Source organism: uncultured Psychroserpens sp. (assembly GCF_947501425.1).
Lineage (GTDB): Bacteria > Bacteroidota > Bacteroidia > Flavobacteriales > Flavobacteriaceae > Psychroserpens.
In genome coordinates this window covers 167,117-186,803 of sequence record NZ_CANMVN010000005.1, presented here as the reverse complement: position 1 = coordinate 186,803, position 19,687 = coordinate 167,117, and the positions used below count along the sequence as shown (strand labels likewise).

Here is a 19,687-nt window from a genome sequence, read left to right as displayed (position 1 = left end):
TTAAAAAGCCTTCGATCTTTGTTAGACTGAAGGCTTTTAATTGATGTCTAGAATTTGTTTAGTTGAGCATATTAGCAATTTGAGTTTCTAATGCAGCTCCTCTTAAATTTTTAGCCACGATAATTCCGTTTTCATCAAGAATGAATGTTGCAGGAATAGATCTGATATTATAAGCTCTGGCTACAGGATCACTAAAATATTTCAGATTAGAAACCTGATTCCAGGTCAATTGATCTTGTTCAATAGCCTTAAGCCATGCCGCTTTTGGGTCACCTTGTCGGCTATTTCCATCCAAAGAGACACCAATAATTTCAAGTCCTTTATCATGATACTTATTATATATTTTTACGACATTGGGATTTTCCCTTCTACAAGGTCCGCACCATGCAGCCCAAAAGTCTACAATGGTTACTTTTCCTAGAGATTGCTTAAGATTGAGTTGCTTACCATCAGGAGTTGGTGCTGTAAAATCTGGAGCAGGCTGACCAATTTCAGTTGCTTTGGTCAATTCTCTTTGTTTTCTGATTGACGCAATTCTTGAGTTGATATTGGTTCCTAATTTTGACGATTTAATAGACTCATCAAGCGCCTCATAAATTCCCGATAGATTTTCAATATCTGCATCTTTCTGTTTCAAAAGATTATCAAGAACAACCAAAGAATATAAACTGTTGGTATTATTCTTAGCAAAGTTAAGAGGTAAGGCTCTTATTTCTCTGGTAAGTTTAGTGAACTCATTTGCTAACTTGCTTTTTTCAGCTGCATCAGTAGAGTTTCTGATTTGATTATTTAGAGCTGTAGCTTTAGTTCTCAATGCTTTTACATCATTATTTAGAGACATGAGATCATCATTAGCTTTGGTACCAGAAATGGTAGTATTGGACATATCATCCTTATCAACTTTCACTGAAATCGCTTTATTTTCAACAATAAGTGCTAAGTCTCCAGCTACACTATTAATTGATAAGTTCCATAATTGAGGTGTGTCAACTTTACCTTCAAATTGAAAACGTTCGTTCATTACAATGGCAGTATCCATGTTGATCTTTCTACCGCGTTCATCACTAGTTTGGAGATAAGCTCTAATACCATTGTAAACACCTGGAGCTTCACCAGAAATCAAATACGTATCTCGTTCTACTTCTTCAGTCTTAACATCGGTTTTACATGCATAAAGTAAAATGCCTACAATTACAATTGTGATTAGTTTTTTCATCTTTTTTTAATTTTTGGTAGTACAAATATAACAAGTTCAATAAAAGAAAATCAATACTGTTTATTAATAAAAACTTAAAGAAGCTACTGAAACTGCTCTATAAATCTAAAATTGCAATACTTTTGTAAAAAAAATATCCATTCATGACTCATCAAGATACAATTGTGGCTTTAGCAACTGCTTCAGGAAGCGGAGCTATTGCTGTGATTAGACTTTCTGGAAAAGATGCGATACCTATTGCTGATCGATGTTTTCAATCGGTTACAAAAGGAAAATCACTTGAAAAGCAAGACACACATACCATACACCTTGGTCATATAGTTGAAGGATCCCGAGTTTATGATGAAGTGCTGGTTTCGGTATTTAAGAATCCAAATTCGTATACAGGAGAAGATGTTGTGGAGATTTCATGTCATGGTAGTTTATACATTCAGCAGGAAATCATTCAGTTATGTCTTCGGAACGATTGCCGAATGGCCAATGCAGGAGAATTCACATTAAGAGCCTTTTTGAACGGAAAACTTGATTTGTCTCAGGCAGAAGCTGTAGCCGATTTGATTGCCAGTGATAATGAAGCGTCTCATCAAGTAGCGATTCAGCAAATGCGAGGTGGTTTTTCTTCGGAAATTGCCAAACTCAGAGAAGAGTTACTAAATTTTGCCTCATTGATAGAATTAGAACTCGATTTTGCAGAGGAGGACGTTGAGTTTGCTGATCGTACGCAATTTAAAGCATTGGTTGATAGAATTACTTTTGTTTTAAAACGCTTAATCGATTCTTTTGCGGTAGGAAATGTGATCAAAAATGGAATTCCTGTCGCCATAGTTGGCGAACCTAATGTTGGAAAATCAACACTACTCAACGCATTGTTAAATGAAGAGCGGGCTATTGTTTCAGAAATAGCAGGTACAACCAGAGATACTATTGAAGATGAAATTTCGATAGGAGGGATTGGGTTTCGATTTATTGATACAGCAGGAATTAGAGAAACAGAAGATATCGTAGAAACTATAGGAATTAAGAAGACGTTTGAAAAGATCGATCAGGCACAAGTAGTCATTTATTTATTCGATAGTTCTAAAATGATTTCTGATTTAAAATTAGTTCAGGTTGAAATTGAAAAAATTAAGAATAAATATCCGCAAAAACCTTTATTGATTATTGCTAACAAGATTGATCAGTTAGATGATAGTCAATTGGCAGAATTACAGAACACGATTGACGGCATTAAATTATTATCTGCCAAAACAGGCTTTGGCGTCGAGCAGCTCACCAATTCGTTATTGGAGTTAATTAATACTGGTGCTTTACGCAATAATGAGACGATTGTTACTAACTCGCGACACTATGATGCCTTACTAAAAGCCTTTGAAGAAATTCAGAAAGTAAAACACGGTTTAGATACTGGATTATCTGGAGATCTTTTAGCTATAGATATCAGGCAAGCCTTGTATCACTTTGGTGAGATTACTGGAGAGATTACAAATGACGATTTATTAGGAAATATTTTTGCTAATTTTTGTATTGGTAAATAGGAAATCAAGTATTAATTCAAATATTTTTTATGAACATATTATAAAAGTTGTGTACATCATAAGTTTTGATTTTAAGTGAATGAATGTTTTTAAAACTGAGGGTAAATACTTAATTTTAAAGAAATTATAAAGCTTTCCTTGAAATTAGATAACACACATCAACTAATCATTGAAAACATCAGTAGGTTCATAGATTTAACCGAGCTTGAAAAACAAAAGTATATTTCTCTGCTTACAGAAATCAAAATAGATAGGAAGACCTTTTTAATGCAAGCTGGCGACATTACTAAATACGAGTATTTTATAACTAAAGGCTGTTTAAAAGTATATACTTTAGATGAAAATGGTACCCCTCATATCTCTATGTTTGCTGTTGAAGATTATTGGACAGGTGATATGGCAAGTTTTATAACCAAAGAACCATCACGTTATTTTATTAAAGCTACCGAGGATTCTGAATTATTAGGAATCTCTCGAGCTAATTATGATTTACTTTTTCAGCAAATACCAAAATTTGAACGGTTTTATCGCATTTTGTACCAAAGATCACTCATAAGCTACATAAGACGTGCCAACCATGGTATATCCTTAACGGCAGAAGAAAGATATATCCGGTTCAAAAAGAAATACCCTAAAATTGTCAATAGAATTACTCAAAAAGACTTAGCAGCCTACATTGGTATCACGCCAGAATTTATGAGTAAAATTATTACAAAAGTCAACCGACGCTAAAAATCTTAAACTAGTTCATTTTTTTTCATGTGTTCCTTTCGGAATTTTGAAGCATGAAAAAAGTATTCATCATCAGTTCTCTTTTAATCATTGGGTTTTTAAACCCTTTAGAAGCACAATTTACTCAGGTAGAATTGTTTACGGGGTTTGACAAAACAGATTTCACGTTATTCTCAAGTTATCCTATTAATAAAAGTAAGACGCTAAGTCTAAATACGTTAGCTTTCTTTCAAAAGTTTAAGGAAGAAAAACAAGAATTTGATGAGATTGGTGTACAACCCACATTTTTTTGGAATATTACCAAAAACATTGCAATCGGTACTTCCATATACTATAACAGCTTTGCAGGCTATTCTGAGAGGCTATCGGCAAAGTATACTTTTAAAAGTTCACGCCTGTTATTAGTATTAATACCAACAGTTGCTCACTCAGATAAAATTGATGCTAGTTATGCAGAAGTATTTATACAATTTCAATACAACAAACCTTTAAATGATAATCTATCACTGTGGTTAAACGGTCAGTTCTTAACCATTTGGGATGAATTTAAAATACATTCAAGAAGTTTTCAACAGTTGAGGGTTGGTATGTCTTTTTATGACCATCAGCTAGGTATTGGTTTAGATATTGACCAATACGGATTGAAGCCTATAGAAAAATCAGCTCTCGGATTCTATTATCGTAAAACCCTATAAACAATTTTAAATCTTAAACATTATGAAAAATTCTGTAAAACAACTTTTAAAAACGAATCCAATTATTGGATTTAGTATCGCACGATGGACGCTCGGTTTAGTAATATTTCCACATGGTGCACAAAAATTACTAGGACTCTTTGGTGGTTATGGCTATTCTACAACAATGGAATCATTGACTACCCAAATGAGTTTGCCCAGTATTGTGGCCTTCTCTGTTATAATGATTGAGTTTTTTGGATCTATTTCATTAGTTCTTGGTCTCTTATCAAGATTTTGGGCCTTATTGCTTGTAGGCATGTTTACTGGTATAATCATTACTACACAGCTAGAGCACGGCTTTTTTATGAATTGGTTTGGAAATCAGGCAGGTGAAGGTTACGAATATTCGCTTCTAGTTATTGGTCTTGCTTTAAGTGTCGTAGTTAATGGAAGTGGAAAATGGTCTATAGATAGTTTAATATCAAAAAACAAATAACATGAAAAAAATAATAACAATTGCAGGAACTAATAGTCAGAAATCTATTAACAAAAGGTTACTATCCTATACTTCTGGTCTATTGGAACATGTATAACTAATTTCTATCGACTTAAACGATTATGTTCTGCCTATTTACGGAGTTGATTATGAGGCTGAAAATGGCATACCAAAAGCCGTGAAAAGACTCAATGAAGTATTTGATAAAGCTGATGGATTTATAGTAGCACTGGCCGAACACAACGGAACCTGCACCGCAGTATTTAAAAATACTTTAGACTGGTTGTCTCGCACTAATATAAAAGTATGGAGAGACTTACCCACGCTTTTATTGGCAACTTCACCTGGTGGTCGTGGTGGATCGACTGTATTACAAGCTGCGGTTAACTATTTTCCTTTTTTGGGCGCAAAAGTCGTTGCAGATTTTTCATTGCCTAATTTCTATGATAACTTCTCAGAAGAGGATATTTCTGATGATGAATTATATAAAGAGTTGAGTAGAAAAATACAGCTATTTGATCGGCATTTGAATAATTAGAAAACTATTGTCAAGAGTGATAACAATCTCACCAATCCATTTTTAAAAAAATAGAATCCTTATTGCTCCTTATCCCAATTTTAAATTGTTGATTTTCAACATCAATTCGTTCTTTGAAATTATGAAAATTACTTACTCTAATTAAAAACTTAGCTTTATGACAAGTTCGCATCGTGTAATTAAATGAATTCTGAGTATTTAATTATCTTTATACATATTTAACAAACAGGGTGTTTTAAGAAACCAAAAAGTTTATATTTTAACTCAATAACATAAGTGAAATACTTTTCTATAAATCTATATCTCAAGATGATTAATTGTGCTATCGCAGAAGGTATGTCTAGAGATGATTTTATGGATTTGCCAACTTCCATAGAGGATGCAAAGCATTTACAGGTTGTTGCTGCGGAAGAATTTCTGGAATTGCATGAAATGCTAGACGACCGTCTTGGGCCAGGATTTGGGGTTCGTGTAGGTCAAAAAATGATTATTGAAGATTATGGCGTATTAGGACTCTCTTGGCGCACATGTTCTAGAGTAGGTGAAATCTTTAAACGTAGTGATCGTTACTTTAAATTACTATCAAATACCTTTGTTTGGCAAATCAAAGAGGACGGTCACATTTCTCATGTTATACTCAATAGAGAAGCACATCGAAGAGGGATGGAATTATCAACGGAAGCTAGCTTATCTGCAACTGTAGTCGTATTACAGGCGATGTCAGAAAAAGACATTTTACCTATTCAAGTTAGTTTTAAACACAATCAATCTCAAGACTTAACGAGCTACGATGCTGCTTTTAAGTGTAAAATACTTTTTAACCAACCTACCTACTCTATAAGTTACAAAACTTCTGATTTGAACTTAAGAACTGCTAAGGCCGATGCCAGTATTAACAAATACTTGTTAAAGCAAGTAGATGAAAACGCCAAAGGCATTAAAATACCTGGCAATAAATTTGTAAGTGATGTAGAAGCTCTAATTAAAGATGGACTTCCAACAGGTATCCCTGCAATTCAAAATATCAGTGAACTCTTAGCTATGAGTAACAGAACACTAACTAGAAGACTTTCTGAGGCAAATGTTACCTATCGAGATTTAGTGAAAAAGACTCAAGAAAAAATCGCTAAAGATATGCTACGAGATAAAAATCAAAGTATAGGTGATATTGCCTTTTTAACGGGTTTCTCTGAACAAAGTGCATTCAATCGCGCTTTTAAGAAATGGACTAACCAAACACCTTCAGAATTTAGAAAATCTATCTAAAAACAACCTTTTGGCGTAAAATGTCAAAAGGTTGTCTTTGAGTGTCAAAAATCTCATTTGAACACCTCGCATCTTTGTATCATCAAATTAATAATACAACATTATGATGGTAACATTAGCAAAATTAGTAATAGTAATTATTACAACACTTTCAACTAGTTCAACAATTGGCTATGAGCCAATTAAGGGTAAAGACGAACTGACTGCGGTACATGTTTATAATTATACAACAAAAGATTCTAAAACAAAAGCATTTCAAATTTTAGAGAACAAATGCAACGTTTGTCACAAAAAACGAAACAAAAGACGTGTATTCACTATAGAAAACATGAATACATGGGCTAATGATATAAACAAGCAAGTCTTTATAAAAAAACGAATGCCTAAAGGGAAGAAAATAAAGCTCACTTCTCAAGAGTATCAAGATTTATTAACCTGGATATCATACACCAAAACGTCAAACAATGGAATTTAAACTAAAATTTATCGTATTAATGCTAGGTATATTATTTACAGGGCTTACCGCTGGCTTATGCTTTACTTGGTCTAATGCTGTAACACCAGGAATTGGACGACTAGACAACCTAAGCTTCTTAAAAGCTTTCCAAGCCATGAATAGAGCAATCATTAATGGCAAATTTATGATTGTATTTTTTGGACCAGTCATCTTACTCTTTTTGAATACTTATTTATTCAGAAATAACAGCATTAGTTTTTGGTTGTTCTTAGCTGCCGCGATACTCTTTTTTGTTGGAATCGGTTTAGTAACCATTTTTGGAAATGTTCCCTTAAATGAGAGCTTAGATGCATCTCATTTAGAAACACTCACAGAAATTGAATTGCAAGACCTTCGAAACAAATTTGAGCAACCTTGGAATAAATGGCATACCATAAGAACACTCTCATCATTAAGCACTTTTGTACTCTTAGTTATAGGAATGCTCTATTCAAAATAAGACAACTCATCAATCAAAAAACGAACAATAAATTTATAAAGCAACAATCATGAAACAATTTAGAATCATAGCCATAGGGATTATAATCTGGATTATTGGAGTAAGTATGTACACAGCTTCCTTCTATATTCCGATTTTAGAAGATTTAGAACTTCAGGCAAATATTTTACTGTCTATAGGAATACTACCAGTCGTGTGGTTAGGAACAAAACTATACTATAGAAAAAAAAGCACCACAAAAGGATACTGGCTAGGGGTAATTTTCTTTTTAATCGCAACAGTTTTAGACGCTTTGTTTACGGTTCCTTTATTAATAATTCCTAACGGCGGAACCTATTATAATTTCTTTACTACTGCTGGCTTTTGGCTCATTGGCATAGAGTTTATCTTAACAACTACTGCATATTGGTACGTCAACATTAAAAACAAAAGATATACTCCAAATTATTTATAAAAAGCAACATCACAAGTTTCAAGTAATTGAAGCACAATTAATAACAATTTAAAATCAAATAAAAATGAAAACAGAAAACATTTTAGTTATCGGAGGAACTGGAAAAACTGGTCGCCGAGTTGCAGAAAATTTAGTACAATTAGGACACAACGTACGAGTTGTTGGACGAAAAACAAACCCAGCGTTCGATTGGGAAAACACAGACACCTATGACGCTGCTTTAAAAGATATGGATAGAGCCTATATAGTTTATTATCCTGATTTAGCCGTACCTGGCTCAAGAGATGCTATTAGTTCGCTAACAGAAAAAGCTTTAGAGGCTGGTTTAGAAAAAGTGGTGTTACTCTCTGGTAAAGGCGAGACAGAAGCCGAAGCTTGCGAAGAAATCGTAGCAAACTCAGGTCTAAACTATACACTGGTTAGAGCATCGTGGTTTAATCAAAACTTTAGTGAAGGTGCATTTTTAGAGTTTGTACTCAATGGTGCTGTTGCACTACCGATGCCAGAGGCAAGAATTCCTTTTGTTGATGCAAATGACATTGCAGATGTAGTTTCTAAAGTGATGGTAGATGACACTTATAATGGACAAACCATTACCGTAACTGGTCCTCAAAAAAGAACCTTCAAGGAGGTGGTTGAAATTATGGCAGAGGCTACTAACAAGCATATTCAATTTATACCTATTTCTATTGATGAATTTAAAGAAGGTATGCGAAAAGCTGGATTACCAGATTCTTATGTTTGGCTGTTCGGTTATTTATTCCAAGAAGTATTAGGCAATCCAGAGAACCAAGACGTATCTCATGATGTAGCCAAAGTTTTGGGGAGACCAGCCATAGATTTTGAAAGTTTTGCTAGAGAAACTGCTGCCACTGGTATATGGAATCAAACTGTCACCGAAACCATCTAAAATAAATAAGAAAAGCATTCAGACAACAGGGTCTTTATTTCAATCTATTAAGGATCCTGTTGATAATGTAAAAAATAATAAAAACAATGAATTTAGAACCCAAGACAATTGAGAATGCTGATGCAATTTCAAGTCAAATTTTACAAACAACACAAAAGAAATAAGGATTGATTCCTAACATGTATTTAGGTATGGCAAATAACACTGCTTTACTTGACGGGTACGTATTGTCATTAAATGTAACAAAAGACACACAGGTTCCAGCTATAATTTATCAAGAAGGTATTAGAAAAGCATTAGAAAAGGCAACAAATAAAAACTTTAAAATAATTGAACTAGAAGGTCTAAACCATCTTTTTCAAGAAGCAGAAACTGGAGAAATGGATGAATACAGCAAAATTGATCAGACGATTTCACCTCAAGCACTAGAGATTATTTCTGATTGGATTTTAAATCAGGTAAAGTGATTTTTTAAATCAAGTATTTAACAATTAAAATAGTAATTATGAAAAATAAATTAGTTTTTGGATTAATATTCGGAGCAGGAATTGGACTTTGCATTGGAATCTTGACAAATAGTATTGCAATTGGTATGTCTTTAGGATCTGGCGCTGGTTTAGTACTTGGAGCTGCTCTTGGAAATGGAGTTAAAGTAGACAATAAGAAACAAAAATAAGAACCTAAAGTATAGTCTTAATTAAACCATAGCTCTACCTTTATAACTCATTACAATCGAATCTTTATCAGAATTTAAAGCAACTTAAGTTAATTGATGTAACATTTAATCCAAAACAGTTACTAATATAGAATAATCAATCAAAAATCAATCATTAAAATGAATTCAACAAAACAAATTGCTTTATGTATTTGTATGCTTTTTATTCTAATCATATCAAAAGCTCAAAATAATGTTAATGTCTCTTTAGAACTTAATCAGATACAAAAAAGTATTGATAGCCTTTTAAAGAACTATGATGAGAAAGCACCAGGCATTTCAATCGGTATAATGAATAACAATAAATTGGTTTATGAAAAACAGTTTGGATTGGCAAATATGGAATACCAAATTCCTATAACAAGTGAAACTTCATTTCACGTAGCTTCCGTCTCTAAACAATTTAATGCTTTTGCCATTCTATTGTTAGAGGATCAGGGTAAGCTTTCTTTAGATGATGATATTAGAACTTATATTCCTGAAATGTATGATTTTGAAAACACTATTACAATCCGTCATTTACTCAATCATACTAGCGGTTTGAAAGATCAATATAATTTATTAAGACTATCTGGTTGGAGTTTAAACGATTTGATTACCAATGAACAAGTGTTGCACATTTTATATAATCAAAGAACATTAAACTTTCAACCTAATGAAAAACATATGTATAGTAATTCTGGCTATACACTTTTGGCAGAAATTGTAGCTAGAGTTTCAAATATGTCTTTCGAAGAATACATCAAACAATTCATATTTGAGCCTTTAGACATGAATAATTCTGTTTTTGTAAGTCAAGAAGGACAAATCGTAAAAAATAGAAGTAAATCTTATTATAAAATTGACTCAACCTATGTTGAAGATATTTTTAATAATAGTAGTGTTGGTGCTACTAACTTATCGACTACTATTGAAGATTTAGCTAAATGGGCGAACAACTTTGACACAAAGCGTGTTGGTAATGACAATATTTTTAGAAAAATGCATACTCAAACACCATTGCGCAATAAAAATTTCTATGGCTATGCAGGTGGTCAGTTCATCAATACTTACAAAGGTTTTAGACGAATAGAACACAGTGGTCAGGATGCCAGCTATCAGGCTTATTTAGCAAGATTTCCGGAGCTTAATTTGAATATCATTTTTGCAAACACCAATGGAGAAATTAATGGTGCACAAATGGTTTACGATATCATGGACATATGCTTGAAACCTTATCTAAAAAATAAAAAAACAACTGCATCTTCAAAAAAACTTTTAACCCACAAAAAACCTATTAAAAAAGAAGTTTCATATTTAAAACAATTTGAAGGTTACTACTGGGATGAAGGCGATAAGTATTCACGCCATATTAAAGTTGAAAACGATACTTTACGATATATTAGAAGTAGTACAAATAAAACAGTGTTGATACCTGTTGAAGAAAATGAGTTTGAAATGGTGCTAGATGAGTATGTTTCTGTTGCTTTCAATTCCAATAAAATGATTGTAACGCTAGATGATGGCTATCAAATCGTTTCAGAAAAATATAGTCCTGCAGATTACAATTCAAAAACTCTTGAAGAATTTAAAGGAAAATACTACAGCCCTGAATTAAACGCATATTACACATTCAACACAGAAGAAAACACTTTAGTCGCAAACCACACAAGATTAGGTGACTTTAAATTAAAAGCTATTAAAAAAGATTACTTTATTGGTAACAAAGGTTCGTTTCTAAAGGTTGTCTTTTTACGAAACAGATCAAAAGAGATTATTGCTTTTGAGGTTTCTAGCAGTAGAGCAAAAGACGTTAGATTTAATAAACTTTAGAATAATATAAAGCATAACTTGGTATATAATTAATTGCACGTACTAGCCTACTTCTGAAAATCATCGCAGATTTTTACTACGCACAGTTCGCAAGGTCGTGTTAATTACTTTTTTTTACTATTTTATAAATTCTTTTATTTATTATTTCGGATAAATTCCAATTATACAGTTTCGGATCGGTTGTGTTGTAGAATGTTATAATTACAGCATCAATATCTTTATAGTATTTTGCAAAACTTTGATATCCTGGAACCCAACCAGCATGTTCATATTCATAAATGGAAGTATATATGTCCTGTTCTTCTGGTGTCAATAATGAGCCATCGTTCAAAGCCCTAAGGAAAATAGCTACATCTTCTGCTGTGGCATGCATACCATAATCGTTGGTTTTCAAATCATGTGAATAACCAACATGATAACCACTCATCACATCGTCTATATTCACTTCACTTAGCGAACTATAAGTATGTTTCAGATGTAAAGGGTTTAAAATTTCTTCCTGAATGAATTGAAAATTGTCATAACCTAGTTCGTCATCCATTATTTTATTGATCAATAAGTAATTTGTATTGCAATATTCATAGTCTTCTCCGGGTTTGAAGTTGGCAGGCTTTCCTTGAATCAATGCCAAGCCTTCTTCATATGTACCTGTTGGCGCTGCCCAAAAATTTGGAGCGTCGGTAAAATTAGGAATACCACTTCTATGCTGTATCATCAATCTCAAAGTGATTTTATCGGCATTTTCGATGTCTCCTACAAGTGCTGGTAAGTACTCTCCTAAAGTTTTATCTAACGAAAGTCGTCCATCACTTACTAATTTTGTAACAGCAACTGCATCATATAGCTTGCTAATGCTGGCTATTTTAAATAGCGCTTCAGGTTTGGCAGGTATCTTAGATTCTCGATTATGCCAACCAGAAGCAAAATATTGAGGTGGTTGACCTGCCTGATCAACATAGACAATCATACCTTCAAATCCGTGACTAACAGCTTCATCTAATTGTCCTTGAACCGAATCTGGTAGAGGAAGTATCCACGCTTTTACTAAAAGCCATGGTACGAAGAACATTGAGATAATTGTCCCGACTAGTAGTGCAATTCTAATTATTAGTTTTGTTCGTTTATTTTTCATCATATAAGCGTAAGAAATCGTTTTGTTTTAAATGTGAAACGATTAAAGTTCATAATTAATCTAAAGATGATGTATTGTAAATAACAGGCATTTGGCCTTTCCATTTATTCCATAAATTGTCATTAGTAGTTATACTAGCCATAAAATGTGCAACATTTATACGGCTAACTTTGCCTGCATTAAAAATAGCGCTTCTCGTAGGCGAAGCATGTATTTCATAACCAGTAACTTCGTTCTCATTTGTTAGTCCATCAGGTCGAACAGCTGCCCACTCAATGAATTGGTTATTCTGTCCAACTTGAGTTCGCAAATAATCTGCAGCTTTTTCGTTATCTACATGTGGCGGTAAAATTAACCGTAAAAGTCCAATAACAATTCTTTGAGCAAACGAAATAGGTTCATTTAAATCGCGATTGCGATTACCCGAAGTGTTCATTAAAACGTATTTCACTGGTTTTTTTGGTGTATGAGCTTCTATAGCATTACAAAGTCTTCGTGTAGCGTCTGTAACTAATTTCCTCGGGTGTCCGTAAATTCCTTTCCAAGTTAGGTTGTGACCTAGACAAGATGCCACGGCTTCACAACCATGAGTGAGCTCTTTCATTTGGTTGTCACTTAAGTCTAGTATACTCGCAGAGATAATTTGTATGCCATCATTAGTTTTCCATGCTGTTGGTACCTTTTCTGGAGATCTCACAATTACTCTTACTTTACACTTTTGAAGAAGAAGTTGATTCACCAAATGTTTTCCTGTTGCTCCACTTGCGCCTACGATTAAAACTGTCATATGAATTTAATTTATTTGGTCTTTTAAAATACTCTTTTGCTTTTTAACTTTTTTAAACGTCCATTTCAATCCAAACAATGGTCTTAATATAGTAATTCGTCTAAGGATATATTCATAAATAAGAAAGCAGACGATAAAAGTAAAAAGTGTTATTCCTATAAACTCCAGAATAGGGTGAAGCTCTAATGGCAAAATCAATAATGCACCTGCGTATAAGACAAACATGTGAATAATATAAACAGGATAAACAGCCGAACTCAAATAGCTCAGTAAGGCGCTAGGTTTATTAAGGTAACTATATCCTATTCCAAATACACCCAATAACCAAGAATTAGACTCTACAGTAGTGATATACATATTTGATATGGATTCAAATCCGATGAACCGAATAGCAAATAACACAGCCGCTATACCTATATACAGCCATTTCCACTTTGAAACTGTTTGCCAAAAAGAATTTCCACTGTAGACAAAAAGAAACCCAAAAAAGAAAGCAAGAAGTCCTATAAAAAAGCCATGCCAAGTTTGCGCGTACATTTCAAATAGCTGTGGTTTAACAAAGCTTATTTCTAACATAAAAAAGACTGATATCGATAATGGTCCGACAGCATAGGTCATAACTTTTGACATTGCTTTCTTGAATCTTCCATTTTCATTTTTCTTCAAATAGAAAAAAAGAGGTGACAACAACAATACGTAGACAAAAATGTTTCCTAAAAACCATAAATGACCCATATGCGGAAAGTAACTCAAAGGCATATTATAGTACTCCTGAAAAATATACATGTGTAATGGGGTGATGGCCAAAATTCCGAATACAAAAGGTAAAAGAATTCGTTTAGAACGCTCTGTTAACAGCTGCTTCCAATTTCTCTTTCTCATTGCAAAATATAAGCCCATTCCAGATACATAAAATAACAGTGGAATTCGCCAAACATTGAGCATCGTCATCGGTTTCCAAAGCCCTTCTAAAGCTTCATCGCTTCTTATAAAACCTATAAACATTGCCCAAGGTTGAAATATAATAGCTATATGGTAAATCAGTAATAAACCTATTGCGATTACTCTTAGCCAATCAATATCGTATCTTCTTTTTGTTGTCATCTTATTGTTATTTATTGTAGCATCATTGCAACAACAGGACGAGCTTTTTGCAATTCATCCAAGTCTAGTGTGAAACCCATGGGTTGTAATTGTTGGGTAATCATATCGTAAAAAGGTTTAATCTCAGCAAAATCTCCCATTACAGTTTCTCTTGGTGTGGCACCAAAATTATTTCGAATGGTTTTATCAGCTTTGGCATTAATAAGCATCTGTACAATTTCGATACGTCCAAAGAATGCTGCAGTGTGTAAAGCTGTTCCTCCATCATTGTTTTTTACAGACAAATCTGCATTGGCATTAATAAGTACTTCAGCAATTTCAGGTTTATTAAAGGTGGCTGCAGACATTAAAGGTGTAGATCCAGACATTGGTTCTTTTTGATTTATATCTGTCCCAGCTTCAATATGCTGCTTAATTGCTTCCAAATTTCCAGTTAGTACAGCCGTATGGATATCTATACTAGGTTTGTTTACTGCTTTTGTTTCTTTAGTCGAATTATCTGAAGATGTTTTTTTGTCAGATTGTGCACATGAGCTTGTTAACAAAAGGGTCAAGAATAGCATCTGTATCGTTTTTTTGATTGAAGTAATTTTAAGTGTTTTCATAATTTAAATTTGTAATGATTTATAACTTGATTTTTGTTTCTACAAATATCTCACAATAGCTTAGGTCCTTACAAACGGCTATGCAGCCTTATATATCAAGTTTGATGAAGGAATGAAAATTATGATGCAGAAGTATAAATTATGACGCAAGTCACTGTTTTTAGCTGTAGAATTTCAAACGTAAAGCAGCAGAATGTTTCAATATAAATTTTTACATTTGAATTAGCAGAACACATCATGTCTAAAATCTCATATCAAGGAAAATTTATTGAGCAAGCAGAAGCCCTTATTTTAGAGAATATCTCTAATGAACAATTCGGGGTTTCTGAATTGGCTGACCTCATGAATATGAGTCGATCAAACTTGTTGAGAAAGATTAAGAAACAAACACAAGGTAGTGCTAGTCAATTTATTCGAGAGGTTCGACTTCAAAAAGGTATGAAGCTATTACAAGAAACAGAGTTTACTATTTCTGAAATTTCTTATCAGGTCGGATTTAGTAATAATTCCTATTTCACTAAATGTTTTAGAGACTATTATGGATACTCTCCTGGTGAAGCCAGAAAAAAAATAGTTGAACAAACAGAATTGGAACAAGAAGGAGTAGAAGTAGAGGTCGATGAAGGTAACCAAAACACAGACGTAATTGAAATCACTAAAAGAGGGTTTTTCCAACAATACCGTATTGAAATTCTTTTAGGATTTGTCTTGGTTGTAGTGATAGCAGTATTCTTATTTTATCCAAAAGAAACGCTTAATTCCGATAAAGAAGAGGTTTACCTGACAAAATCTATAGCTGTTTTACCGTTTAAAAATTTGAGTAGTGATTCTAATAACTTGTATTTTGTGAATGGCCTTATGGAGTCGACCCTAAACAATTTACAAAAGATAGAAGATATCCAGGTAATCAGTAGGACCTCTGTAGAAAAATATAGAAACACAAATAAGACGATATCAGAAATAGCGGAAGAACTCAATGTTAATTATATAATCGAAGGTAGTGGGCAGCGCGCTGGTAATCAGGTTTTGTTGAATATTCAATTGATTGATGCTATAAACGATACTCCGTTGTGGGCAGAGCAGTACAACCATAAAACAGTGGATGTTTTCTCCATACAAAATGTAGTCGCAAAAAAAATTACTGAGGCCATAAAAGCAACAGTGACACCAGCTGAATTACAACAAATTGACAAAAAGCCAACAGAAAATTTGTTAGCATATGATTATTATTTAAAAGCTCTTGAACCATATCAGGAAGAAACTAAAGAAGGTTTGGAAGCCGCTATTCCTTTATTTGAAAAAGCTATAGAACAGGATCCACAATTTGCGCTCGCGTATTCTAAAATTGCGATATCATACTATTATCTGGACTTAAACCAAACTGAAAAACGTTATACAGATATCATAAATAACAATGCAGATAAAGCATTGCTATATGATTCTAAATCGGCCGAAAGCCTTATAGCTAAGGCACTTTACTATTTAAATATTGGTGAATATCGATTGGCTGTACCGCATTTAGAAAAAGCCTTAGAATATAACCCCAACTCAAATTCTGTTGTCCAAATACTTGCCGATTTGTATTCACGAGTTATTCCTGATACAGGCAAATATTTGCATTATGCTTTGAAAGGTTTGCAACTTGATATTGAAGCAAATGATTCAGTAAGTAAAAGCTATATGTATTTGGCGTTAAGTAATGCCTTTGTTCAAAATGGTTTTACAGATGAAGCTAAGAAGTATATAGATTTATCTTTAAATCATAATTCAGAAAATTATTTTGCACCTTATTTAAAAGTATTTATCCAATACGCACAGCACCAGAATATGGAAAAAGCTACAGGTGCATTAGTGAACGAATGGAAAAAAGATACGACACGTTTAGATATTATGCAGGAAGTGGCTAAGTTTTATTATTTCCAAGAAAAATATGACAGTGCTTATTACTACTACAATAAATTTGAAAATATCAAAGAAAGAAATGGTCTAAACATGTATCCGCAAGAAAATTTAAAAATTGGATTGGTATACGACAAGATGGGCTTACATGACAAGGCTGAGAGCTTTTATAAAGCATATGCTGAATATTGTGAAAATGATCAATCGATATACCAGCCAGTTAGTTTAGCCATGAAATACCTGCACGATGAAAAACCTAATCTTGCTATTGAGCAGTTAAAACTATTTGCGACTAAAAATAATTATCAATATTGGATTTTGCTATTTCTTGAAGAAGATCCCATAATTAAACGCTTAAAGCATCATCCTGAATATGATGAAGTTATTCAAAAAATTAAAGATAGGTTTTGGGAGAATCATAATCAATTGAAAAAATCATTAAAGGACAAAGCGCTTATATGAGTTTTTTTAATAATATATTGATGCTATTTGATGCCACTGCTAATGTAATATTTTGATTTACTCATAATTATTGTACCGAATTTGTATTGCACATTAGTTATGACAATAAATGCAAGTAACCTTACTTTCTGTATCGGGAAGTAGTAAATATTTGAAAACTAAATGCTTTTAGAGCTTAGTTTTGTATGTGACTTTTAAGCCTTATATTTGCTCGAATTTTACCCTAAAATATTTTGAATAGACCGCTAATTCTTTTCATGTTATTTGTGTGTACTTTTAATGCCTTCTCTCAAGTTGGTATTGGTACCACAACACCAGATCAATCTGCCATTCTAGATATTACCTCGACATCACAAGGCCTATTATTGCCTCGAATGAATGAATCGCAACGAGATGCAATACCAAATCCAGCAACGGGATTATTGATTTATTTGATTGATGGTACACAACAGTGTTTACAGGTATTTAATGGTGCTAATTGGGAGAATATTTATTGCCCAACTGCAAACACAGCTCCCACAGCATCTAATGTGACTTTCAGCGGACTCCTTTCTGTTGGAGCGGTACTGTCAGGGAATTACAGCTATCAGGATAGTGAATCTGATTTGGAAGATGTTTCACTATTTCAGTGGTATAGAGCCGATGATGGTACAGGAACAAATGAAGTCGCCATTGCTGGCGCTACCAATTCAAATTATACACTTACTAGTGGCGATAATGGAAAGCACATAAGTTTTGGTGTAACACCAATTGCTGCTACAGGAGCACTTACAGGAATAGAAGTGAAGAGTAATTATAGTGGTGCTGTAGGTAGTGCATCAACAATTACAGCTAGAATAAATGAATTCCATTACGATAATATTGGAACTGATACTAATGAGTTTGTTGAAATTAGAATAACTGGAAACTTAGGTAGTCAACCTGTAGATTTGTCGCAATACACGGTATCACTTTACAATGGTTCAAATCAATCTACATATCTTACTGAAACCTTAGATAATCTAACTCAAACTTGTGATGCATCTAATTGCTATTACGTATGGGAATCTATTGGTATTCAAAATGGTGCTCCAGATGGTATAGCTTTAAGTGGTCCGTCGGGACTCATTGAGTTTATTAGTTATGAAGGGGTGTTTACAGCGGTAGATGGTATTGCTTCAGGAGTCAGCAGTACAGATACTACTGTTTCTGAAACAAATTCATCACCAACAGGTAGTTCTATTGAAAGAACAAACACAGGAACCTGGAACCTTACAAGTGCAAATACCAAAGCAGCTGAAAATAGCTTATGAGACAAATTGGTTTTCTTTTAGTTGTTTTAATTGCCACCTGTTCGGTTTATGGACAAGTGGGTGTTGGTACAGAAACACCAGACACTTCTGCTGCTCTCGATATAGTTAGTACTAGTAAAGGATTTTTGCCTCCAAGAATGACTGCCACTCAACGTGATGCCATTTCGGTGACATCAGGCTCAACAGGTCTTATTATTTTTAATACAGATTCAGGAAAGCTCAATGTATATGATGGCAATATATGGCATGCTATTGTTGAGACATCTCTTGAAGGTAGTATTTGCACCACTGCTACTACCTTAAACGAGTTTTTAACATGTTTACAAACTAACTATACACCAAACCAGACTCTGGGATATAGTTCAGCCAGAGACATTATGTACAGTGTAATAGATATTAATGAGTCCAATCAGGAGTTAAAAGGAATTTATACAGACTATACTATCGTAATGGATTATTCTACAGATCCCGATCCTTCGATTCATGCTTTTAATCAGGGCATAAATGCAGAGCATATCTATCCGCAGAGTATGGGAGCTGGTGATGAACCTGCCAGAAGTGATATGATTAATTTGTTTCCGTCTCGTATTAATGTTAATTCATCTAGAGGAAATTGTCCGTTTGGAGATATTGTAGATACTGATACCGAAACATGGTTTTATACAAACCAGATAATGAACACAATACCTTTAGTAAATATTGATTTTTATACTGAAATTGATCAGGATGCCAGTTATCCACTGCTGTCTTTAACCCAACAATGTGCTATTGAACCACCTGAAAATAAGAAAGGTGATATTGCAAGAATCCTGTTTTATTTTTATACTATCTATAACGCTACAAATGTAAATTCGTATGTGTCTTATGCTAATGAAGACTTTTTTAATTATATGAAAATAACATTGTTGTCATGGCATGCAAACGATCCGGTTGATCAGTCTGAAATTGATAGAAACACAAAAATTGCAGTCTATCAAGGTAATTCCAATCCTTTTGTCCTCGATAGTAGTCTAGCTACAAGAATGTTTAATTGATTGCTTTTTAATATTATAAAGGTTTTGTAGTATTTTTATACGATAAGTGATTTCATTTCAATAGA

Annotated in this window: 21 protein-coding genes; 16 read left to right on the top strand and 5 right to left on the bottom strand. The window is 33.5% G+C overall.

Annotation, left to right across the window (positions count from 1 at the left end; all coding sequences use genetic code 11):
- Positions 1–58: 58 nt before the first annotated feature.
- On the bottom strand, positions 59–1,216 hold the full coding sequence (locus Q0951_RS09330; protein WP_299336315.1) for a TlpA disulfide reductase family protein: 1,158 nt from the start codon (positions 1,214–1,216) through the stop codon (positions 59–61).
- A gap of 143 nt (positions 1,217–1,359) precedes the next feature.
- Between Q0951_RS09330 and mnmE the strand changes: the two genes are divergently transcribed.
- The 13 genes from mnmE (at position 1,360) to Q0951_RS09265 (ending at position 11,307) form a co-directional block, all read left to right on the top strand.
- Complete coding sequence (gene mnmE, locus Q0951_RS09325) at positions 1,360–2,751, top strand: tRNA uridine-5-carboxymethylaminomethyl(34) synthesis GTPase MnmE (protein ID WP_299336314.1); 1,392 nt, start codon at positions 1,360–1,362, stop codon at positions 2,749–2,751.
- Positions 2,752–2,889: 138 nt separating this feature from the next.
- Positions 2,890–3,483: a Crp/Fnr family transcriptional regulator gene (locus Q0951_RS09320; protein WP_299336313.1), complete on the top strand. Its 594-nt coding sequence runs from the start codon at positions 2,890–2,892 to the stop codon at positions 3,481–3,483.
- 53 nt (positions 3,484–3,536) lie between these two features.
- Complete coding sequence (locus tag Q0951_RS09315; protein ID WP_299336312.1) at positions 3,537–4,178, top strand: hypothetical protein; 642 nt, start codon at positions 3,537–3,539, stop codon at positions 4,176–4,178.
- 22 nt (positions 4,179–4,200) lie between these two features.
- Positions 4,201–4,656: a DoxX family protein gene (locus tag Q0951_RS09310; RefSeq protein WP_299336311.1), complete on the top strand. Its 456-nt coding sequence runs from the start codon at positions 4,201–4,203 to the stop codon at positions 4,654–4,656.
- Between the two features lie 100 nt (positions 4,657–4,756).
- Positions 4,757–5,194 carry an NADPH-dependent FMN reductase gene (locus Q0951_RS09305; protein WP_367179754.1) on the top strand — a complete coding sequence of 146 codons (438 nt, stop codon included), beginning with the start codon at positions 4,757–4,759 and terminating at the stop codon, positions 5,192–5,194.
- Between the two features lie 309 nt (positions 5,195–5,503).
- Positions 5,504–6,460, top strand: a complete 957-nt coding sequence (locus Q0951_RS09300; RefSeq protein WP_299336310.1) for an AraC family transcriptional regulator — start codon at positions 5,504–5,506, stop codon at positions 6,458–6,460.
- A 103-nt stretch (positions 6,461–6,563) separates the two neighbouring features.
- The gene (locus Q0951_RS09295) at positions 6,564–6,935 is read left to right on the top strand and encodes a hypothetical protein (RefSeq protein WP_299336309.1); all 372 of its coding nucleotides are present in this window, start codon (positions 6,564–6,566) and stop codon (positions 6,933–6,935) included.
- Complete coding sequence (locus tag Q0951_RS09290) at positions 6,925–7,416, top strand: DUF1772 domain-containing protein (RefSeq protein WP_299336308.1); 492 nt, start codon at positions 6,925–6,927, stop codon at positions 7,414–7,416. The genes Q0951_RS09295 and Q0951_RS09290 overlap by 11 nt, the downstream gene beginning before the upstream one ends.
- A 49-nt stretch (positions 7,417–7,465) precedes the next feature.
- Positions 7,466–7,870: a DUF5367 family protein gene (locus tag Q0951_RS09285; RefSeq protein WP_299336307.1), complete on the top strand. Its 405-nt coding sequence runs from the start codon at positions 7,466–7,468 to the stop codon at positions 7,868–7,870.
- Positions 7,871–7,934: 64 nt separating this feature from the next.
- Positions 7,935–8,780: an NmrA family NAD(P)-binding protein gene (locus Q0951_RS09280; RefSeq protein ID WP_299336306.1), complete on the top strand. Its 846-nt coding sequence runs from the start codon at positions 7,935–7,937 to the stop codon at positions 8,778–8,780.
- A gap of 191 nt (positions 8,781–8,971) precedes the next feature.
- A complete protein-coding gene (locus tag Q0951_RS09275; RefSeq protein ID WP_299336305.1) occupies positions 8,972–9,247 on the top strand; it encodes a hypothetical protein in 276 nt (91 codons plus the stop codon).
- Positions 9,248–9,285: 38 nt separating this feature from the next.
- Entirely contained in the window at positions 9,286–9,456 is a 171-nt protein-coding gene (locus Q0951_RS09270; protein WP_299336304.1) for a hypothetical protein, read from the top strand.
- Between the two features lie 159 nt (positions 9,457–9,615).
- A complete protein-coding gene (locus tag Q0951_RS09265; RefSeq protein WP_299336303.1) occupies positions 9,616–11,307 on the top strand; it encodes a serine hydrolase in 1,692 nt (563 codons plus the stop codon).
- A 100-nt stretch (positions 11,308–11,407) separates the two neighbouring features.
- Here Q0951_RS09265 and Q0951_RS09260 read toward each other — a convergent pair whose 3' ends face one another.
- Genes Q0951_RS09260 through Q0951_RS09245 form a run of 4 tightly spaced genes read right to left on the bottom strand, consistent with a single transcriptional unit; the run spans position 11,408 to position 14,935 of the window.
- On the bottom strand, positions 11,408–12,442 hold the full coding sequence (locus tag Q0951_RS09260) for a serine hydrolase (protein WP_299336302.1): 1,035 nt from the start codon (positions 12,440–12,442) through the stop codon (positions 11,408–11,410).
- A 52-nt stretch (positions 12,443–12,494) separates the two neighbouring features.
- Positions 12,495–13,226, bottom strand: coding sequence for an NAD(P)-dependent oxidoreductase (locus Q0951_RS09255; RefSeq protein ID WP_299336301.1), 732 nt, complete (start codon positions 13,224–13,226; stop codon positions 12,495–12,497).
- Between the two features lie 6 nt (positions 13,227–13,232).
- Positions 13,233–14,330 (bottom strand): acyltransferase family protein, encoded by a 1,098-nt coding sequence (locus Q0951_RS09250; RefSeq protein ID WP_299336300.1) that lies wholly within the window; start codon positions 14,328–14,330, stop codon positions 13,233–13,235.
- An 11-nt stretch (positions 14,331–14,341) separates the two neighbouring features.
- A complete protein-coding gene (locus Q0951_RS09245) occupies positions 14,342–14,935 on the bottom strand; it encodes an ankyrin repeat domain-containing protein (RefSeq protein ID WP_299336299.1) in 594 nt (197 codons plus the stop codon).
- Between the two features lie 237 nt (positions 14,936–15,172).
- On the opposite strand from Q0951_RS09245, the gene Q0951_RS09240 reads away from it, so the two are divergent.
- The 3 genes from Q0951_RS09240 (at position 15,173) to Q0951_RS09230 (ending at position 19,622) form a co-directional block, all read left to right on the top strand.
- Positions 15,173–17,296, top strand: a complete 2,124-nt coding sequence (locus Q0951_RS09240; protein ID WP_299336298.1) for a helix-turn-helix domain-containing protein — start codon at positions 15,173–15,175, stop codon at positions 17,294–17,296.
- 233 nt (positions 17,297–17,529) lie between these two features.
- Positions 17,530–18,588 carry a hypothetical protein gene (locus Q0951_RS09235; protein ID WP_299336297.1) on the top strand — a complete coding sequence of 353 codons (1,059 nt, stop codon included), beginning with the start codon at positions 17,530–17,532 and terminating at the stop codon, positions 18,586–18,588.
- Complete coding sequence (locus tag Q0951_RS09230; protein WP_299336296.1) at positions 18,585–19,622, top strand: endonuclease; 1,038 nt, start codon at positions 18,585–18,587, stop codon at positions 19,620–19,622. Before Q0951_RS09235 ends, Q0951_RS09230 begins: the two co-directional genes overlap by 4 nt.
- Positions 19,623–19,687 lie beyond the last annotated feature (65 nt).

Coding starts and splice junctions, on each gene's coding strand:
- Q0951_RS09330 (WP_299336315.1), bottom strand. CDS start 1,216: ATGAAAAAACTAATCACAATTGTAATTGTAGGCATTTTACTTTATGCA.
- mnmE (WP_299336314.1), top strand. CDS start 1,360: ATGACTCATCAAGATACAATTGTGGCTTTAGCAACTGCTTCAGGAAGC.
- Q0951_RS09315 (WP_299336312.1), top strand. CDS start 3,537: ATGAAAAAAGTATTCATCATCAGTTCTCTTTTAATCATTGGGTTTTTA.
- Q0951_RS09310 (WP_299336311.1), top strand. CDS start 4,201: ATGAAAAATTCTGTAAAACAACTTTTAAAAACGAATCCAATTATTGGA.
- Q0951_RS09300 (WP_299336310.1), top strand. CDS start 5,504: ATGATTAATTGTGCTATCGCAGAAGGTATGTCTAGAGATGATTTTATG.
- Q0951_RS09295 (WP_299336309.1), top strand. CDS start 6,564: ATGATGGTAACATTAGCAAAATTAGTAATAGTAATTATTACAACACTT.
- Q0951_RS09290 (WP_299336308.1), top strand. CDS start 6,925: ATGGAATTTAAACTAAAATTTATCGTATTAATGCTAGGTATATTATTT.
- Q0951_RS09285 (WP_299336307.1), top strand. CDS start 7,466: ATGAAACAATTTAGAATCATAGCCATAGGGATTATAATCTGGATTATT.
- Q0951_RS09280 (WP_299336306.1), top strand. CDS start 7,935: ATGAAAACAGAAAACATTTTAGTTATCGGAGGAACTGGAAAAACTGGT.
- Q0951_RS09275 (WP_299336305.1), top strand. CDS start 8,972: ATGGCAAATAACACTGCTTTACTTGACGGGTACGTATTGTCATTAAAT.
- Q0951_RS09270 (WP_299336304.1), top strand. CDS start 9,286: ATGAAAAATAAATTAGTTTTTGGATTAATATTCGGAGCAGGAATTGGA.
- Q0951_RS09265 (WP_299336303.1), top strand. CDS start 9,616: ATGAATTCAACAAAACAAATTGCTTTATGTATTTGTATGCTTTTTATT.
- Q0951_RS09260 (WP_299336302.1), bottom strand. CDS start 12,442: ATGATGAAAAATAAACGAACAAAACTAATAATTAGAATTGCACTACTA.
- Q0951_RS09255 (WP_299336301.1), bottom strand. CDS start 13,226: ATGACAGTTTTAATCGTAGGCGCAAGTGGAGCAACAGGAAAACATTTG.
- Q0951_RS09250 (WP_299336300.1), bottom strand. CDS start 14,330: ATGACAACAAAAAGAAGATACGATATTGATTGGCTAAGAGTAATCGCA.
- Q0951_RS09245 (WP_299336299.1), bottom strand. CDS start 14,935: ATGAAAACACTTAAAATTACTTCAATCAAAAAAACGATACAGATGCTA.
- Q0951_RS09240 (WP_299336298.1), top strand. CDS start 15,173: ATGTCTAAAATCTCATATCAAGGAAAATTTATTGAGCAAGCAGAAGCC.
- Q0951_RS09230 (WP_299336296.1), top strand. CDS start 18,585: ATGAGACAAATTGGTTTTCTTTTAGTTGTTTTAATTGCCACCTGTTCG.